Raw genomic sequence first — 16,905 nt, 5'->3', positions numbered from 1 at the left:
TAGCAAAATGTCCGAGCGTAGTTACGCCATTCTAGGAACTGGTGCATTAGGTGGTTTTTATGGTGCCAAACTGCAAAAAGCTGGTTTAGATGTCCACTTTCTGCTAAAGAGTGATTATGAATATGTCAGTAAATCTGGTTTGGTTATTGAGTCAAAAGATGGTGATTTCACGCTGACTCAAGTCAATGCCTACAATGATGTAGAAAAAATGCCACAATGCGATGTGGTGGTAGTAGCACTAAAGACGACACAAAACCATTTATTGCCGCAGATTTTACCGCCTGTCGTCAGGGATGATGGGGTAGTGTTGGTATTGCAAAATGGACTGGCGGTGGAAGAAGAAGTTGCCAAAATAGTTGGCAATGTCAGCATTATTGGTGGGTTATGTTTTCTTTGTTCCAATAAAGTCGAAGCAGGACATATCCGCCACCTCGACTATGGACAAATTACACTTGGAGGATATGCTTCTGGCTATGATCCTACTGGGATTACTGATAAGATGCGGCAAATTGCCAATGACTTGAAGCGTGCTGGTATCTCAATAGAATTAGCTGAAGACTTATTACTAGGGCGATGGAAAAAATTGGTGTGGAATATTCCCTATAATGGACTGTCTGTAATTCTCAACGCTAGAACAGATAAATTAATGTCCTATGTCCACACCCGCAAATTAGTTGAACAGTTGATGTATGAAGTTGCAGCAGGTTCCAAAAGTTGCGGACGCATCATTCCTGATAGCTTCATTCAAACAATGCTGGATTACACTGTGAAGATGAAGCCTTATCGTACCAGCATGAAAATTGACTACGACGAAAGGCGGCCTTTGGAAGTAGAAGCAATTTTTGGGAACCCATTACGGAAAGCGCATTCTAGGGGTGTGGATTTACCGCAGATTAGCTGTATATACCAGCAGCTAAAGTTTTTGGATGAGATTAGAAGAGTGGGAGATTGAAAAAACGCTTAATTCCTTTTGCTACTCTGCACTCCGTCCAACGCCAGGACTCAAGAATTATCGCCGTTGTCATTAAACATAACAGCACAAAGAAGTGTTTTAGTAATGTTCATCATTTCGCATCCAAAAAACTGCTACGAGTAAAGTAGTCAAAATAAGTATTCAGCAATTTAGTATCTACCGGAGGACAGATAATCGAACTTTCTGCCAGCGCGGTCTGCGTTGCTTGACAGCTAATTTCCGGTTCTCTAGCTTGTTGAGGCTCTGGAGAATTTTTGAGAAAGAAAGGCAAAAGAGGATATAAAGGATGTGATTGCGATCGCGCTTGGTTACTAAGCTGTGACTGCCAATCTTGATAAGAAATATGCTTAATGGGATAGCCTAAAGAACGAATAAAATCAGTTAGCTCTTTCCAAGAAATAGGTTGAGGATTGTTTAAATGGAAAGATTTACCAAGAGCTTCGCGTTGTCTTGATAAATAGACAATGCTTTTGCTGACATAATCAACAGGAGATAAATCCAATATGTCAGTTATACTAGCCATACTTCCTATTTGGATACAACCTTTAATCATTCGACAAATAACATCATCTGTATACCAAGCACCTGTTTGACTATGACCAGAGATAAAGGGTGGTCTATATATAGAAACGGGAATACCTCGCGAGCGTGCAATAGTAGCTAATTTTTCTGCAACCCATTTACTTTGAGAATAGGAAAGTTTCATTCCAGAGCTATGAGCAAGTGGGTCTGATTCGTTAACTGTTTTTCCAAAATAAAAAGATGACTCAAAAACAGCAATGGTAGAAATATGATGTACTGGTTTAATTTTACCAAAACTTGCCAATCGGAAAATCTCTTGCGTTCCCAAAACATTGCTAGGCTTTAAAGCTTCGTAGGGATAAACATAATTTAGCCAAGCTGCACTATGATAAATTACATCAATTTGACTAGCAATTTTTTGAAAATATTCGGTTGACAAACCCAACTGAAATTTTGATAAATCGCCTAAAATCGGAATAATTCTGCTCCGAAAAGCATCCTGCCAAATCCCATAATATTCTAAGTTATTTTGCACTTTGATTTGAGCAGAATCATTATCAGTAGCACGAACTAAGCAATAAATATCAGCTTGAGTTTGTTGCAGAAGTTCTTGCAGTAAAAAAGCTCCTAAAAATCCTGTCGCTCCTGTGAGGAAAATGGCTGTTGGTTCGGTAAGAAATGAGTCATAATTATGTTCTAGGTAGATTGCATGGTCTAAAATCACTTCAGCTTCTAAATCTATGACATCATTAGTAGCAATGCTTTTTGATGTTAATTGTTCAAGCAATATATCTACCAATTGATGAATATTTGACCCTGCCAGCAAAATTTCTATAGGTAAGTTTACACCAATTTCGGTATCAATCCGGTTTTTCAGGTCGATATTGCTTAAAGAATTTAGACCCATTTCATTTAGTGGCTTTTGTAAATCTAGATGTTGGGATTCATCTAACCCTAAAACTTTGATAACTTTTTCTCTAATGTAATTAACCAGAAGTTATTGGCGTTTTGTTTCGTCAAAGGAAGATGCTAGTTGTTGAAGCAACTGCAAATTTTTGGTCAATTGAGGTTCTGGTGGTTTTTCTCCTATATTTGCTATTTCTCGTTGAACTAAAAGCCGACGCAAAATTTTACCAGAAGCTGATTTGGGGATTTTATCGACAATTTCCAACCGACGAATTCTTTTATGTGGTGCGACAAGTCCTGCGACAAATTCCATAATTTCCCCAGTTGTAGCTTCGCTTTTGAGGACAACAAAACCTTTGGGAACTTCACCCGTACTTGGATGGGGACTGGGAATGACAGCAGCATCAGCGATCGCTGGATGGGATAACAATACAGCCTCTAGTTCTGCTGGTGCAATTGGATATCCGTTGTATTTAATTAACTCTTTAATCCGGTCAACTATGTAAAAATAACCATCTTCATCCACATAAGCTATATCACCAGTGCGAAACCAACCATCGGCATCAATTACTTTTGCAGTTGCTTCCGGGTTATTTAAATACCCTTTCATTACTTGTGGCCCGCGAATCCATAGCTCCCCTTGCTCGTGGAAACCCAAGGGTTTATCTGTTTCAATATCTACAATTTGACATTCAGTATTTCTCATGCAGGGGCCAACAGAACCGGGTTTGATTTTTTCACGTTCGTCAGGGTTGATATGCGTTACTGGGCTGGTTTCTGTCAAACCGTAGGCTTGTTTAACAACACAATTTAAACGCTGTTCGCATTCCCAGGTCAGTTCATTACCCAGTGGAGCAGCTCCACTGGTAATTATCTTTAAGCTAGAAAGGTCGTATTTATCTACTATTGGTTGTTTTGCTAAGGCTAAGACTATCGGAGGTACTAAATGAGCGCGAGTAATTTTATACTGCTGTACAAGTCTTAAAAAAGTCTCTAAATCAAATTGCGGCATCACAACTACGGTAGCACCGCAATAAAGGCTATAGTTTAAGAAAATTTGCAGTCCGTAGCTATGAAAGAATGGGAGAATGCCAATAATTGTGTCTGCTGAACTGATCAACTCGCGGTTTGAAAGTTGGTACACGTTGGCTGCTAGATTATAGTGTGTCAGTGTGACACCTTTAGGCAAACCAGTTGTGCCACTAGAATAGGGCAAAGCAACCGCGTCTTCTTTGGGATTAATTTGTACTTTTGGTAAGTCGTCAAAATCTTCTAAAAGTACAGAAAATGGGATTGCACCCGCAGCGTTACCAAACACAAATACTGATTCAACTTTTGACTGACTAGCGGCCTCTAATCCGCGTTCTAGCAGTTCCGGTACTGTCAGCAAATATTTAGCACCAGCATCATTTAATTGATATGCAAGTTCACTAGCTGTATAAGATGGATTTGCCGTGGTGCTAACTCCACCTAAACTAGCGATCGCCTGAAAAGCGATTGGATATTCCAGACAGTTAGGACTATAAATAGCAACTACATCCCCCTTAGAAAAACCCCTCGCAGCAAAACCAGCAGCCACCCTGTCAATTGAGTCTGCTAGTTCTCTATAAGTTATTGTTCGACCAGTTAGCCCGTCAATCATCGCTGGTTGAAGAGCAAATTCTATCGCTCGTTGCAAGACAATTTCCGTTAAGGGCTGTTCAGGGATGGAGATATTTGGTTCTGTACTGCGAAAAATCATCGGGTTTCCTTAGATAGAGAAAAGTTAGGTTTACAAGTATTAGAGCAGAAAGCCCACCAGTAGCAATTTGAAAATCCAAAAAATTTTCAGATTGCTACGTCCTTCAGGGGTGAGGACGCGAATAATACGGGAGGTACAGCCACACCGCATTTTCGCTCATGAATGCGTAGCGCCTTTAGGCGCAGTCCGTTGCACCCATCGCTAAGTCTGTGGTGTGTGTCTCAAGTATTCAAGTATTAATGTAGAGATAGGCACAGCACAATAACTTGCATTATAGGAAATACTAATGAACCGCTCGAAAATAATTGCCATTCTTACAGGTGCGATTTCTGTCATTCTAGCGATCGCCTACCTTATCCTAGTCCAACTCCTGGACTACCGGGACATGATACCCGCCCCCATCAGTCAAGTTTACTCAGCACCTGCAATTGCTATCTCTCACTGGCAGGTTGACAAAATCACGCAAATATAAATTAAATTTAAGTAGATGGGTGTAAATAAATATAATATCGACTGTCATGGCGTTGCCTTAGTCTCGTAAACAGAAAAGAAGCAATCGCAATGCCTGCGAGTGATTGTTACCCTTTTCTTGGTAAAGACCAAGGCGAAGGGGAAGGGTTCCTCCTCTCTACGAGGCGCTACGCGAACGCAATGACAGATATTACATTTAATTATACCTACCTACCTAATCGATTTTTAGAGATGCAAGTGATTGCGTCTCTTTTCATTTACAGCGTATTTCAGGTAAATGAAGTACACGGGTAGGGGCACAGCCATGTTCCCTACGATTATCTGTACCTCACCTTGGCGTAGCCCAAGGTAGAGAAGTTGCAATCTGCTGTATGTCAATTGATAAAACTAATGATGACTATTGATTAATACCAGATTCAGTTCATAAATAATAAATTATAGCTATTATTGATTAATCAAATAGTTTATTATATAAGAATTAATTAGAGTAATCATCTCAGATTTATTTAGATAAACTAATTCCATTGTGACACATATAACGGTAAGCTGTTTCTAACAAATTAAGCAAAGATAAATTTTGATTATCTGTGCTCGCTAGGTGACTGGGATCAACATAAGTTGATTCCAAACCCAGAAGTTTTAATGAAAATCTAGAGGTAAGTTGATGGCTCAGTTTCTACTTGAGACTGTTTGGCTAGTTCCTTGCTATGCCTTAATAGGTGGCTTGTTAGCCGTGCCGTGGTCGCCGGGAATCATTCGGAAAACGGGGCCAAGACCGGCGGGTTATGTAAACTTGGTGATGACATTTTTGGCGTTTGTACATAGTGCGATCGCCTTACAAGCAACTTGGAATCAGCCAGCCCAAGAAGTATTTATTCCTTGGTTATCTACGGCTGGTTTAAACCTGACAATTGCTTTGGAAATTTCCTCGGTGAGTGTCGGCGCTATGGTTGTGATTACTGGCTTGAATTTGCTGGCGCAGATTTATGCGATCGGCTACATGGAAATGGATTGGGGTTGGGGACGCTTCTATTCTTTGTTGGGATTATTTGAAGCGGGATTATGTGCCCTTGCTCTGTGTAATAACTTGTTCTTCAGTTATATAATTCTGGAAATCCTTACTTTAGGAACCTATCTGCTAGTCGGCTTATGGTTTAGCCAGCCGTTGGTAGTCTCAGGTGCAAGAGATGCTTTCTTAACCAAGCGGGTGGGAGACTTATTCTTGCTGGTGGGCGTGTTGGCATTATGGCCTCTCGCTGGAACTTGGAATTATACAGAACTAGCCCAGTGGGCGACTACTGCCAACGTCAACCCAACAGCAATTACACTAGTGGGTTTAGCTTTAATTGCTGGCCCGATGGGTAAATGTGCCCAATTTCCCCTGCATTTATGGTTAGATGAAGCGATGGAAGGCCCTGTTCCCAGTACAATTTTGCGGAATTCGGTAGTAGTCGCTAGTGGTGCATGGGTGCTGATTAAACTCCAACCTGTGTTAAGCCTGTCGCCGATAGTTTCCGCGACGATGGTGGGAATTGGTTCGGTGACAGCCGTGGGTGCTTCTTTAATTGCGATCGCCCAAATTGACCTAAAACGCTGTCAATCCTATTCTGTCAGTGCATACATGGGCTTAGTGTTCATCGCTGTGGGGGTGCAACAAGACGAAGCAGCGCTGTCGTTAGTCCTTAGCAACGCCATATCCGCAGCATTGTTGGTGATGAGTACTGGCGGAATTATTTGGAATAGCATCACCCAAGACGTAACCCAACTTGGTGGATTGTGGACACGCCGCCCAATTTCCGCAATCGCCTTTATCGTTGGAAGTTTGGGGTTAATTGGTTTTCCACCATTGGGTGGCTTTTGGGCGCTGATGGAATTAGCAGATGGGTTGTGGGAAACTCAACCTTGGTTAGTGGGAGTATTAATAGCTGTAAATGCTTTGACAGCTGTGAGTTTGACCAGAGAATTCGCTTTAATTTTTGGCGGTAAAGCTAGACAAATGGCCCAGCGATCGCCTGAAGCTCACTGGCCAATGACTCTGCCGATGGTAATCTTACTTGGCTTGAACCTACATCTTCCTTTAGTGTTGCAAAACTTATCACTTTTACCAGATTGGGCAAACCTAAATAAAGATGTCGCACTACTTTTAATGTGGTCGAGTATTTTTGGTTGCACTATCACTGGTGTGATTTATTTAAGCAATATTCCTAAACCGATTCGTCTTCCTTGGAAAGGTTTACAAGACTTAATCGCATACGACTTTTACACTCCCAAACTCTATCGGATGACCATTATTTTCAGTGTTGCCAAAATTTCCCAGCTTGCTGATATGATTGACCGCTTTGTAGTCGATGGCATCGTTAATTTAGTTGGTTTGTTTTCGCTATTAGGTGGTGAAAGTCTTAAATACAGCACTTCTGGACAAACCCAGTTTTATGCCTTCACTGTTCTTTTAGGAGTAGGCGTTTTAGGAATATGGGTAACTTGGCCATTTTGGGGAGTGCAGTTTTTAAATTTGATTTTTCAAATCTCGACGTTTAGGTAGCAATAACTATCCTACTAAAAGTTAATAGTTTGATATTGTGAGGATAATTACATGAGCATACAGCATTCCCAATTAAATCTTTCCAGAAGGAGTTTATTCCAGTTTGGTGCAGGTGCGATCGGTACAGGTATATTGACAGCAGGACTTGGCTCAAACTTACTTGCGCCCGAAAAAGCCTCAGCAGAAGATGATATTACCCCTGATAAGGCATTGCAAGAGTTATTAGATGGGAATGATAGATTTGTCAACAGAAAACGTCGCAGTCCCCACCAAACCTATTCACGTTTAGCCGAAGTTGCCAAAGGTCAAAAGCCCTTTGCTTCTATTCTAAGTTGTGCAGATTCACGAGTGCCTTCAGAGATTGTCTTTGACCAAGGACTTGGAGATTTATTTGTCTGCCGTGTAGCTGGTAATATTGCTACACGAGAAGAAATTGGTAGCCTAGAATTTGGCAGCTTAGTATTAGGTTCCAAATTAATTATGGTAGTGGGGCATGAAAGATGTGGTGCGGTAGATGCTACAATCAAAGGCGCTCAAGTACCAGGACAAATTGGCAGTTTGCTTGAGGCAATTAGACCAAGTGTAGAAAGCACAAAAGAGCAATCAGGAGATAAGGTAGAAAACGCCTGTAAAGCAAATATTTTGTCACAAATTAAAAAGTTGAAATCATCGTCAGTTTTATCTAAGTTAATAGATGAAGAAAAACTGACAATAGTTGGTGGTTACTATGATTTAGACACTGGCAGAATCACTAGAGTAGACTAGGTTTTTTTCACTCAAATCTTGTTTTCTCGTTTCCAGTCTACCACTGGAAACGAGGGACAGAGAGATTTATCACAATTACCAATTTCCTAAAATCCCAAATTACCATGTTAAGTGTTTTGATTTGGCTTCCAATTTTGGCTGCTGTTTTCATAGCAATATTACCTGTAAATATCCCTAATCATCGCATTCGGTTGACAGCATTAATTTTTTCAGCGGTAGTTTTTCTCTGGAACCTTTTCATCCTGCTGAAATTTGATATCAGTAATCCTGGGATGCAATTTGAAGAATATCTTCCCTGGAATGAAACTCTCGGTTTGAGTTATCAATTAGGAGCTGATGGGCTTTCTATATTGATGTTGGTGTTAAATAGCCTGCTGACGTGGATTGCTATTTACAGCAGTAGTAAAGAAACTGAACGCCCTCGCTTGTTCTACTCCATGATTTTATTAGTTAGTGGAGGAGTTGCAGGTGCTTTTTTAGCAGAAAATTTGCTGCTATTCTTTTTATTTTACGAACTAGAATTAATCCCCTTTTATTTACTAATTTCCATTTGGGGAGGGGAAAAACGGGGTTATGCTGGAATTAAATTCCTGATTTATACTGCCGTTTCGGGAGCATTAATTCTGGCAACATTTTTAGGTATGGTGTGGCTGAGTGGTTCTACCAATTTTGCTTTTGATGCAGTCTCTACAGAAAACCTGTCAACAGCAAAGCAAATCCTTTTACTAGCAGGAATAGTATTAGGTTTTGGCATCAAAATTCCCTTAGTTCCCTTCCATACTTGGCTACCAGATGCTTACGTTGAGGCTTCAGCACCAATTGCAATTCTTCTCGGTGGTGTGTTGGCAAAGCTGGGAACCTATGGACTGCTGCGATTTGGGTTGGGTATGTTTCCCCATGCTTGGAGTATTATTGCACCGACTTTGGCAATTTGGGGAGCAGTCAGCGCTATCTATGGGGCAGTAATTGCGATCGCTCAAAAAGATATCAAGCGCATGGTAGCATACAGTTCTATTGGCCACATGGGCTATGTATTGCTAGCTGCTGCTGCTAGTACTCCCCTAGCACTCGTTGGTGCAGTCGCCCAAATGTTTAGCCACGGTATCATCCTGGCGATTCTCTTCCACTTGGTGGGAGTCGTGGAAGCCAAAGTCGGCACTCGCGAGTTAGATAAACTCAATGGTTTGATGAGTCCTATACGCGGCTTACCTTTAATTAGTGCCTTACTAGTTTTAAGCGGCATGGCTAGTGCAGGTATTCCCGGTTTAACAGGATTCGTCGCTGAATTTATCGTCTTTCAAGGCAGCTTTTCTGCCTTTCCCATCTCGACAATTTTGTGTGTAGTAGCTAGTGGCTTAACCGCAGTTTATTTCGTCATCCTCCTCAACCGCACTTGTTTTGGCAGACTCGATAACTTAGCCTACTATCCCAAAGTCCTATGGTCTGAGAAAATGCCAGCTTTAATTTTGGCAGCTTTTATCATCTTTTTAGGAGTACAACCCATTTGGTTAGTGCGCTGGAGTGAACCCACAACTACAGCAATGGCGGCTGCAATTCCTTCCTTAGAAAAAACCGTAATCTCTGAAGTAGTAAATAATTGAGAGTTGGAATTTAAACGCAGAGTAGCGCAAAAAGGCGCAGAGTTTGTGAATTTGATTAGCTAGAAATTTACGCAATTTAGCAAATACCATTACCATGACAGCAATTAAGATAGCGACTAAGTTACCTCCTTCAAAGCACGAATTTGCTGAAGTAATTCATCGCTTAGAAGCAGGCGGTGCAATGTTACCCGATACCCCAGAAAATTTGATGCAAATCATCGGTTTATACAAAGCTTATGCTGTGCCGATGGATTTTTACTGGCGCGACCTACTTTATATTGCTGAACGCGAATTTTTAAACCCGCTTCCCTTGTTTAAATACTTTTTACCCAAAGAGTATTTAGAACTGCATAATCATTACGCTGGCGATGATGCCGATTTACGAATTTGGCGCGGTGAAGCTACTGCACATCCAGAACTTTTGGCATTTATTGAGAAGGGTGAAACTTTCAAAATGCCAAAGTTGCTGCACCACTTGTTCCACGATCGCATTAACATGGAATTTGCTGAAGCTTGTATGCGGGCGATGTTGTGGCATAGAGGAATGGGTGGACAATTTGACCCTTACCTAGATTCTGAAGAATACAAAGCCAACGCCGACAGAGCAATTAAAGCTTACTTCCAAGGCAACCCCGTAATGCTGGGACTGTACAAGCTGTTCCCCGATATGTTTTTAGAACAGTGTCGCCAGATGTCATACTACGCTAATCTGGGCTTATTCTGGGAAGTCATGGCCCCGGTATTCTTTGAAATGTCTGACCGCTATGACGAAGGCACGATTACCAGCGTTCCAGAAGCGATGAGTTTCTTAGTTAATGGTATATTCGCGATCGCAGGTCGTCCCATTTATCATCACGTTTATATTCGTGGTGAATGCTACGAAATTATCCCCAAATCCAAAGGTTTCATGTGGCTATATGAAGCTGCATTACCATATGTCGAAGCAGTTTTCTACCGCACTGCACCCTTCCGGGGAACAAAATCTTATAATGCTCAAGCGCGTCAAGTACCGGAAGACCAGAAAGATTTTCACTATGGTATTCTTTACGCTGATGTATTTCCAGTGGGTACTGCTGGCATTCCGCCAACATTATTAATGCAAGATATGTTGCATTTTTTGCCACCATATCTTGTTGATTACTACAGCCAACATTGCCGAGGTGAACAAGATATGTTGATTCAGTTGGGAGTTAGTTTTCAACGGTCAATGTACTGTGTCACTTCTGCGGTAATTCAAGCCTTGCGAACTGCACTTTTATATCCATTAGATGACCAAAATATCAAGCATTTGCAAGCCAATCGAGATTTTTTTGAGATGCAGCTAAATCGCTTTACTCGACTTGAATATAACATTCGTGATGCTGCACGTTTGCGAAGTATTCAAGAGCAAGATTATAGATAATATCTCCCTCCTATACTGCGCTGGCTCCCCTGAAAAAGGGGGGCTTTTTTACTAATAGTGGATTTACGGTTTTTCCTGATAAATATCTATGGATTTGATTAAAATCATGCCTTTAATAAATTAAACATTACTCAAATCCCTATCGGGACTTAAACATTTTTTCGGGACAAACAAGCCTCAAACCCATACAGGGTAAGAGAAATACACCAAATACTCAAAAATGGCTCAAACCCAGATATATCAAGAAACTAAGCCTAACGATGTCAAAGTCTTTGTGTATATAGATTTGAGGCTATTTTATGGATGTTTTTTGTTTAAGTCCCACTATGCATTCAATAGATTAAATTGTTATCTAAATGCTGATAAACTTACTTATTTGCAGAAAATATATCGGCAAATAGTTGAGCATTTAGGATAAATTTGGGGATATGTTGGTAAGTCAACAGTTCAACGAAAATATTTAGTTTGCTGAAATCATCAAATCTTCATCTATTTGAAGTTTAGTTTATCTTTTCCAAGAAAAATAGTGGGAATAATAAAGGAAATTGGATTGAGTAAATTAGTTAGCTATGAGCCAAATATGTCCTATCTCCAAAACCTGTGCTTGTCGCAATGTTACACGCTGCCGGACTAAGGAAGCAGGCAGGCTCTTTCTGTGGTTTCCCGTTCCACATACCTTAAAAAAAGTTACCTCCTACCTACAGCAGTTTGCCCTTAAGTATGAACTGATGCATGAGCGACCAGGTTTGAGTTTGGACTGTAGATCCGGAGAGTCCCTAGAAATTGCCCGTAACCTGGCTCAACTACTTGCACCGAGAGAATTAAAACAGACACAAGTCCTTTTCATTCGAGGCGCTATCCAACCTCAACTCCATGATTTTAGTGACATAACCTCATTACAACGCTTCATTAAGTTCAACCAATCCGACTGGCTGGTTGAAATGCTGGCAACGGAGCGATTCACCAGTTACTTCCAACCCATTGTCTATATTAAGGATACATCGAAGATTTTTGGATATGAATCGCTCTTGCGGGGACTGGATGAACAAGGCAATTTAGTGCTACCGGGACCAATTCTGGAGTTAGCAACTGAAGCCGGACTTCTACCACAACTTGACCAAGTTGCTCGCTTGAGCACAATTACTCAAGTCAGCCGCTATCAAGTAAGTGGGCACATCTTCATCAATTTTGCACCAACGTCACTTTATGACCCAGCTTTTTGCCTACGTAGTACGGTAGAAGCAATTGATGCTGCCGGCATTTCCCATGATCGGGTTGTTTTTGAAGTCGTGGAGTCAGACAATCCTCAAGATTTAGCCCACCTCAAAACAGTGCTTCAATACTACCGGAATGCTGGGTTTTTAGTCGCTCTTGATGACCTCGGTTCTGGCTATTCCAACTTAAACTTGTTGCATCAGTTACGTCCAGACTTTATCAAGCTGGATATGGAGTTAATTCGAGATGTGCATCAAAACCTTTACAAAGCCTCGATTACCGAGAAGCTTCTAGAGATTACTCAAAAGTTAAATATCCAGACTGTTGCTGAAGGAATTGAGTGCATTGAGGAACTGAACTGGCTGCAAGAACGAGGTGCAACTTTTGCTCAAGGCCATTTGATTGCTAAACCCAGTGCAGTTCCTGTCACTACAACCCCTTACTTTGATCCGATCGCGTTAACTGTAGCATCGGCAAATTGTAAGGTGGTTGAGCAGCAGGTTCAACAGCAAAGTGAGTCTGAGCGAATTGTCGCAGCTGTGACGCAGCGCATTCGACAATCGTTGGAGTTAGATGAGATTTTGCAAACCACAGCAGCCGAAGTGCGACAACTATTTGAGGTAGATCGAGTGGTGATTTACCAGTTTGAGCCAGACTGGAGTGGTTTAGTCGCTGTAGAATCCTTAGCAGAAGGATGCATGTCCATTCTGGGATTTCACGTTATGGACACGTGCTTTCAACCTAGCCGTGCAGCTTACTATCAACAAGGTAAGACCAAAGCGATCGAAGACATTGAAACTGCGGGACTATCCCCGTGTCATATTGACCTCCTGCGGAGTTTAGAAATCAGGGCAAACCTGATCGTGCCCATTTTGCAGCAAGAGCGTTTGTGGGGACTAATGATCGCTCACCAATGCCGTCAAGCCAGACAATGGCAGCAATCGGAGATTAACTTGTTTAACCAGTTAGCAGGTCAAGCTGCGATCGCTATTCAGCAATCAGAACTGTACCATCAATTACAACAAGCAAACCAGGAATTACAGCGCCTTGCCTGTTCGGATGGTCTAACCCAAGTGGGAAATCGACGCTGTTTTGATGACACGTTCAACGCGGAGTGGCAACGGTTGGCACGCGAGCAAGGCTCACTATCTTTGATTTTGTGTGATGTCGATTACTTTAAGCTTTACAACGATACGCATGGACATTTGGCAGGAGATGATGCACTTAGACAGGTTGCCAAGGCAATCTCTCAGACAGGTAAACACCCTGGTGATTTAGTTGCTCGTTATGGTGGAGAAGAGTTTGCAGTCATTTTGCCGAATACTGATAGCGAAAGGGCTATTACAGTCGCAAGAGATATTCAGAGCAATGTTAGTGCATTACAAATGCCTCATCACCATTCTCATGTCAGTGAATTCATCACGCTAAGTCTTGGTGTCGCAACCATCATTCCTCATAGCCAATTATCTCCTGCAACCTTAATTGCTGCTGCTGACCAGGGACTCTACAAGGCAAAAGCACAAGGAAGAAATTGTGTGGTGCAGATGAATTGTGAGGATGCTAACCGAATAATTTATAATTAAAGACATTCTACAGAGCGAGTATTGGCATAAGGATAATCGCATTCCCTCAACTTACGTAAAATTAGCTCGACGGGCGCTCAGAGCATTGGCAGTTTAATTTTAGCGGCGATCGCACTGAAATTCCTGAAATATTGGCTGGAGGTAGCGAGCACTCGCGCCAGGAACTTAGAAAAAAACACTGCTGATGCTTTCTTTGGCTTTGAAACCTAGAAAAATTGTGTTTATTTATACAACAAAGTCATAACAAATGTTATAGGCTTGAAAAGCCCTTGACTTTTATATTTTTGGCGAAACTTCACCGCCAAAAAAGTACCAGAGCGATAGGAAATTACCTGTGACCAAGTGCGATTGATAATTATCAAACGCAAACCTGGTTAAGTTGAACATATTCCTGTCAGCAGCATAGATGATTTCCTACGCCCTGGTTATTTCTTTTAATTATTTTAGGTTAACGGCTTCAGGCGATGTCTGTCTTGAAAAGTGACGCTCCTACCGGGACTTAAACATTTTTGAGAGAGAAACAAGCCTCAAACCCATGCAGGGTAAAGGAAATACACCAAATGCTCAAAAATAGCCCAAACTCACATACCCCGCTTTTGTCACTCTCCGAAAACAAAAATCAAAAGGAATGTTTAAAACTTTGACTGGGACTGGGTTTGTGACTTTATTTCCTAATATGATAAACGTTATCATTGCTTTAGACTGAAACCCTTGTGCAGCAAGTATTTCAGATTTTTATCTATGGAAAGTGACAGAAGAGGGATACAGCGTATTTCAGGTAAATAGACCACGCTCTACGGGCACAGCATTGCTGTGCCCCTACGACAGATGTGGTTCAAATACATGAAAACTGCTGTAAGTCCCACTAATGCTTAAGTGTGAGTATGTATTTTGGGTTTTAACCCTTTAACTTACTCAATAGGTTGAGCTTGATTTTTTTATCTACCTGATGTCAAATTTTTTCGAGCAATTTTGACCATCAAGATATAAGCTGTCGCGCATTTAAATTTGATAATTTAGCGCCTGAAACCGTTTCTTATCTTAGATTGCCTTGTAAAACTAGATGACGAACAGCTTAGAACTTTAAAAGGGGGCTTCAGCTTCAGTAGCTGACCCCCCTATCTCAAGTGAAAATAGCTATAGGATGCAGAAATTTACATTTGCGATCGCTATAGTTTTATAATCTAGATGAGCAATTTGCCATCAGCCTAACCAATTAATTTCTGCCAGCTAGCAGGTCCGACAATCCCATCGGCATCTAAACCATTTTGCTTTTGAAAGTTCTTAATTACAGCCTCTGTTTGCGGGCCATAAACGCCATCATTATCAACACCTAAACGGTATTGCAAGTATCTGACAACTGCATTACCAGCATGGTTTGGTCTGAGTATTCGTTTTGCCAAAATTAGATTTATGGCATTCCATGTAGCTGAATCAGTAATTCCAGTCGGCTGAACCCCGATAATAGTCTGAAATTTTTCTACGGCAGATTTTGTGTTAGCTCCGGTGAAGCCATCTTCCACTAACGCCTTACCGTTTTTATCAGTTATTTTGAGTCGATTTAAGGCTTTTTGCAGTCTTTGAATAGTCGTATCTACGTTGCCTTCTTCATCTGGTACGGGGTTAACAGGAACACTTGACACTTTACCAGTTAAGCCTTTGACGATCGCATTAGCCATTGCTTCCGGATTAAAAAGATTCATATCTTTTTGCGAATCCACAAAGCAACCTTCTACAAGAATCGCAGGCATATCCGTATTTTTCAGAACAAATAAGTGAGAACCACTCTTAACGCCGCGATTAAAAAATCCTAATTTGACGATTTCATCTAATACAGGTTTAGCGATTTTACTCCCAGTATCGCTAGTTGCAAATACTTCTGTGCCATTAGCTTGTCCGTTAAAGGAGTTAAAATGAATTGAGACATAAATATCTACTTTACTCCCATTCGCTGTAGAACATCTTTTTGAAAGCGATTCTCGAACTGTACTAGCACTACTTGGTCTACATACTACGACTTCATTCCCCAAAGCTCTTAACTTAGCTATAACTCTATTACCTACATCTAGAGTTAAATTATCTTCAAATTTAATCCCTCTGGCTCCTGTGTCTGGTGGACAATTGTGCCCGCTATCAATTCCGAATTTCATGATTTTATCCTCAACTTACTTATTTTTACACTAGTTCCAAACTCTTCCAATTATAGTGACAAAGTTTTGTTAATAAATTTATTGAAGTACTTGTTGGCAATGACCGCTTTCTTTTAAGCATTACTACGCTGGTAGACAACATCAGTTTTTGGGCGAACCTTAATAGCAAATTTTATGTGATAAAATCACTTAATTACAAGGTATATTTTCGCCAAAAATACAACAATTATAATTTATCAAAATCAAGAATAACCAGTTAATTTTTGCAATAAATTGAAATGCAGCAATTGCCTCCATGATTCAGATAATAACGCCTTGTAAAAGTAGAAAGCCATGACAAATGTACCTAGTACAGCACGGCGGAAATAGCGCAAAGTCGAGCCAGTCCGTTGGTGGGGTTCCCTCACTTAAAGGAACTGGCGTTGAGCGGCGGTTCCCGCCGTTGGCGTAGCCCGCCTTCGGCATCAGTTAGCGCAGCCTCTTCGACGCAGCGCAAAGTCTGAGCCGTACCACTTCGTGGAAGCAAGCTACGCGAAGCGTCTCGTAGAGAGGCTTCCGACGCTCTCTACGAGACGCTGCGCGAACGCGGACTCGCTCTAAGCGTTGGCGCAGCCTCTCGTTCGCTGTCTTCGTCTCTGAAAGAGAAGAGAAGCTATGCCGTTGGCGTTCGCGGAGCGTGTCGCAGACAAGCCTCTCGTTCGCTGTCTTCGTCTCTGAAAGAGAAGAGAAGGCTTTACGCTGCGCTATCGGTTGGCGTAGCCCGCCGTAGGCATCAGAACTTTGTAACAGAGGAGCGTCACTTTGCAAGACGAGCAACCATTTAAAATCCCTAAAAAGCTCATTCCATAATACTTTTGACTTTTGACTTCCGCCTTGCGGTACTAGTACAGCACGGCGTCAGTTTGCCTACCTTTAACAACTTGCTCTGAGCAACTTGTCTGGTTAATTGAGATGGTAGCTGGATTTACGCCCTACTTTAAGGAATTACTGACCGGAATCTGTCGGTAGATATTTAACAATCAGCCTAAAAGCAC

At 41.4% G+C, this 16,905-nt stretch carries 11 protein-coding genes; 7 read left to right on the top strand and 4 right to left on the bottom strand.

Annotated features, from left to right (window positions below):
• The first annotated feature begins 7 nt into the window (after positions 1-7).
• A complete protein-coding gene (locus V7L29_RS12670) occupies positions 8-952 on the top strand; it encodes a putative 2-dehydropantoate 2-reductase (RefSeq protein ID WP_334735684.1) in 945 nt (314 codons plus the stop codon).
• Positions 953-1,064: 112 nt separating this feature from the next.
• Here V7L29_RS12670 and V7L29_RS12665 read toward each other — a convergent pair whose 3' ends face one another.
• Together V7L29_RS12665 and V7L29_RS12660 are read right to left on the bottom strand one after the other, a co-directional pair.
• Positions 1,065-2,477 carry a thioester reductase domain-containing protein gene (locus V7L29_RS12665; RefSeq protein ID WP_334735711.1) on the bottom strand — a complete coding sequence of 471 codons (1,413 nt, stop codon included), beginning with the start codon at positions 2,475-2,477 and terminating at the stop codon, positions 1,065-1,067.
• A gap of 15 nt (positions 2,478-2,492) precedes the next feature.
• Positions 2,493-4,142 carry a 4-coumarate--CoA ligase family protein gene (locus V7L29_RS12660; RefSeq protein ID WP_334735683.1) on the bottom strand — a complete coding sequence of 550 codons (1,650 nt, stop codon included), beginning with the start codon at positions 4,140-4,142 and terminating at the stop codon, positions 2,493-2,495.
• A gap of 286 nt (positions 4,143-4,428) precedes the next feature.
• On the opposite strand from V7L29_RS12660, the gene V7L29_RS12655 reads away from it, so the two are divergent.
• From V7L29_RS12655 to V7L29_RS12630, 6 genes are all read left to right on the top strand, one after another.
• Positions 4,429-4,614: a hypothetical protein gene (locus tag V7L29_RS12655; protein WP_334693989.1), complete on the top strand. Its 186-nt coding sequence runs from the start codon at positions 4,429-4,431 to the stop codon at positions 4,612-4,614.
• A 663-nt stretch (positions 4,615-5,277) separates the two neighbouring features.
• Positions 5,278-7,155 carry an NAD(P)H-quinone oxidoreductase subunit F gene (locus tag V7L29_RS12650; protein WP_334693990.1) on the top strand — a complete coding sequence of 626 codons (1,878 nt, stop codon included), beginning with the start codon at positions 5,278-5,280 and terminating at the stop codon, positions 7,153-7,155.
• A gap of 51 nt (positions 7,156-7,206) precedes the next feature.
• A complete protein-coding gene (locus V7L29_RS12645; RefSeq protein ID WP_334693991.1) occupies positions 7,207-7,920 on the top strand; it encodes a carbonic anhydrase in 714 nt (237 codons plus the stop codon).
• A gap of 104 nt (positions 7,921-8,024) precedes the next feature.
• A complete protein-coding gene (locus V7L29_RS12640) occupies positions 8,025-9,521 on the top strand; it encodes an NADH-quinone oxidoreductase subunit M (RefSeq protein WP_334735682.1) in 1,497 nt (498 codons plus the stop codon).
• Between the two features lie 94 nt (positions 9,522-9,615).
• Positions 9,616-10,923 (top strand): CO2 hydration protein, encoded by a 1,308-nt coding sequence (locus tag V7L29_RS12635; RefSeq protein ID WP_334693993.1) that lies wholly within the window; start codon positions 9,616-9,618, stop codon positions 10,921-10,923.
• Positions 10,924-11,492: 569 nt separating this feature from the next.
• Complete coding sequence (locus V7L29_RS12630; RefSeq protein WP_334735681.1) at positions 11,493-13,721, top strand: EAL domain-containing protein; 2,229 nt, start codon at positions 11,493-11,495, stop codon at positions 13,719-13,721.
• Positions 13,722-14,929: 1,208 nt separating this feature from the next.
• On the opposite strand, the gene V7L29_RS12625 is transcribed toward V7L29_RS12630, so the two are convergent.
• Both V7L29_RS12625 and V7L29_RS12620 read right to left on the bottom strand, forming a co-directional pair.
• On the bottom strand, positions 14,930-15,871 hold the full coding sequence (locus V7L29_RS12625; RefSeq protein ID WP_334735680.1) for an N-acetylmuramoyl-L-alanine amidase: 942 nt from the start codon (positions 15,869-15,871) through the stop codon (positions 14,930-14,932).
• Positions 15,872-16,171: 300 nt separating this feature from the next.
• Entirely contained in the window at positions 16,172-16,336 is a 165-nt protein-coding gene (locus V7L29_RS12620; RefSeq protein ID WP_334735679.1) for a hypothetical protein, read from the bottom strand.
• Between the last annotated feature and the right edge of the window lie 569 nt (positions 16,337-16,905).

Source organism: Nostoc sp. (assembly GCF_036916575.1).
GTDB lineage: Bacteria > Cyanobacteriota > Cyanobacteriia > Cyanobacteriales > Nostocaceae > Nostoc.
The sequence above is the reverse complement of the archived record's forward strand: the minus strand, read 5'-3'. Positions and strand labels throughout refer to the sequence as shown.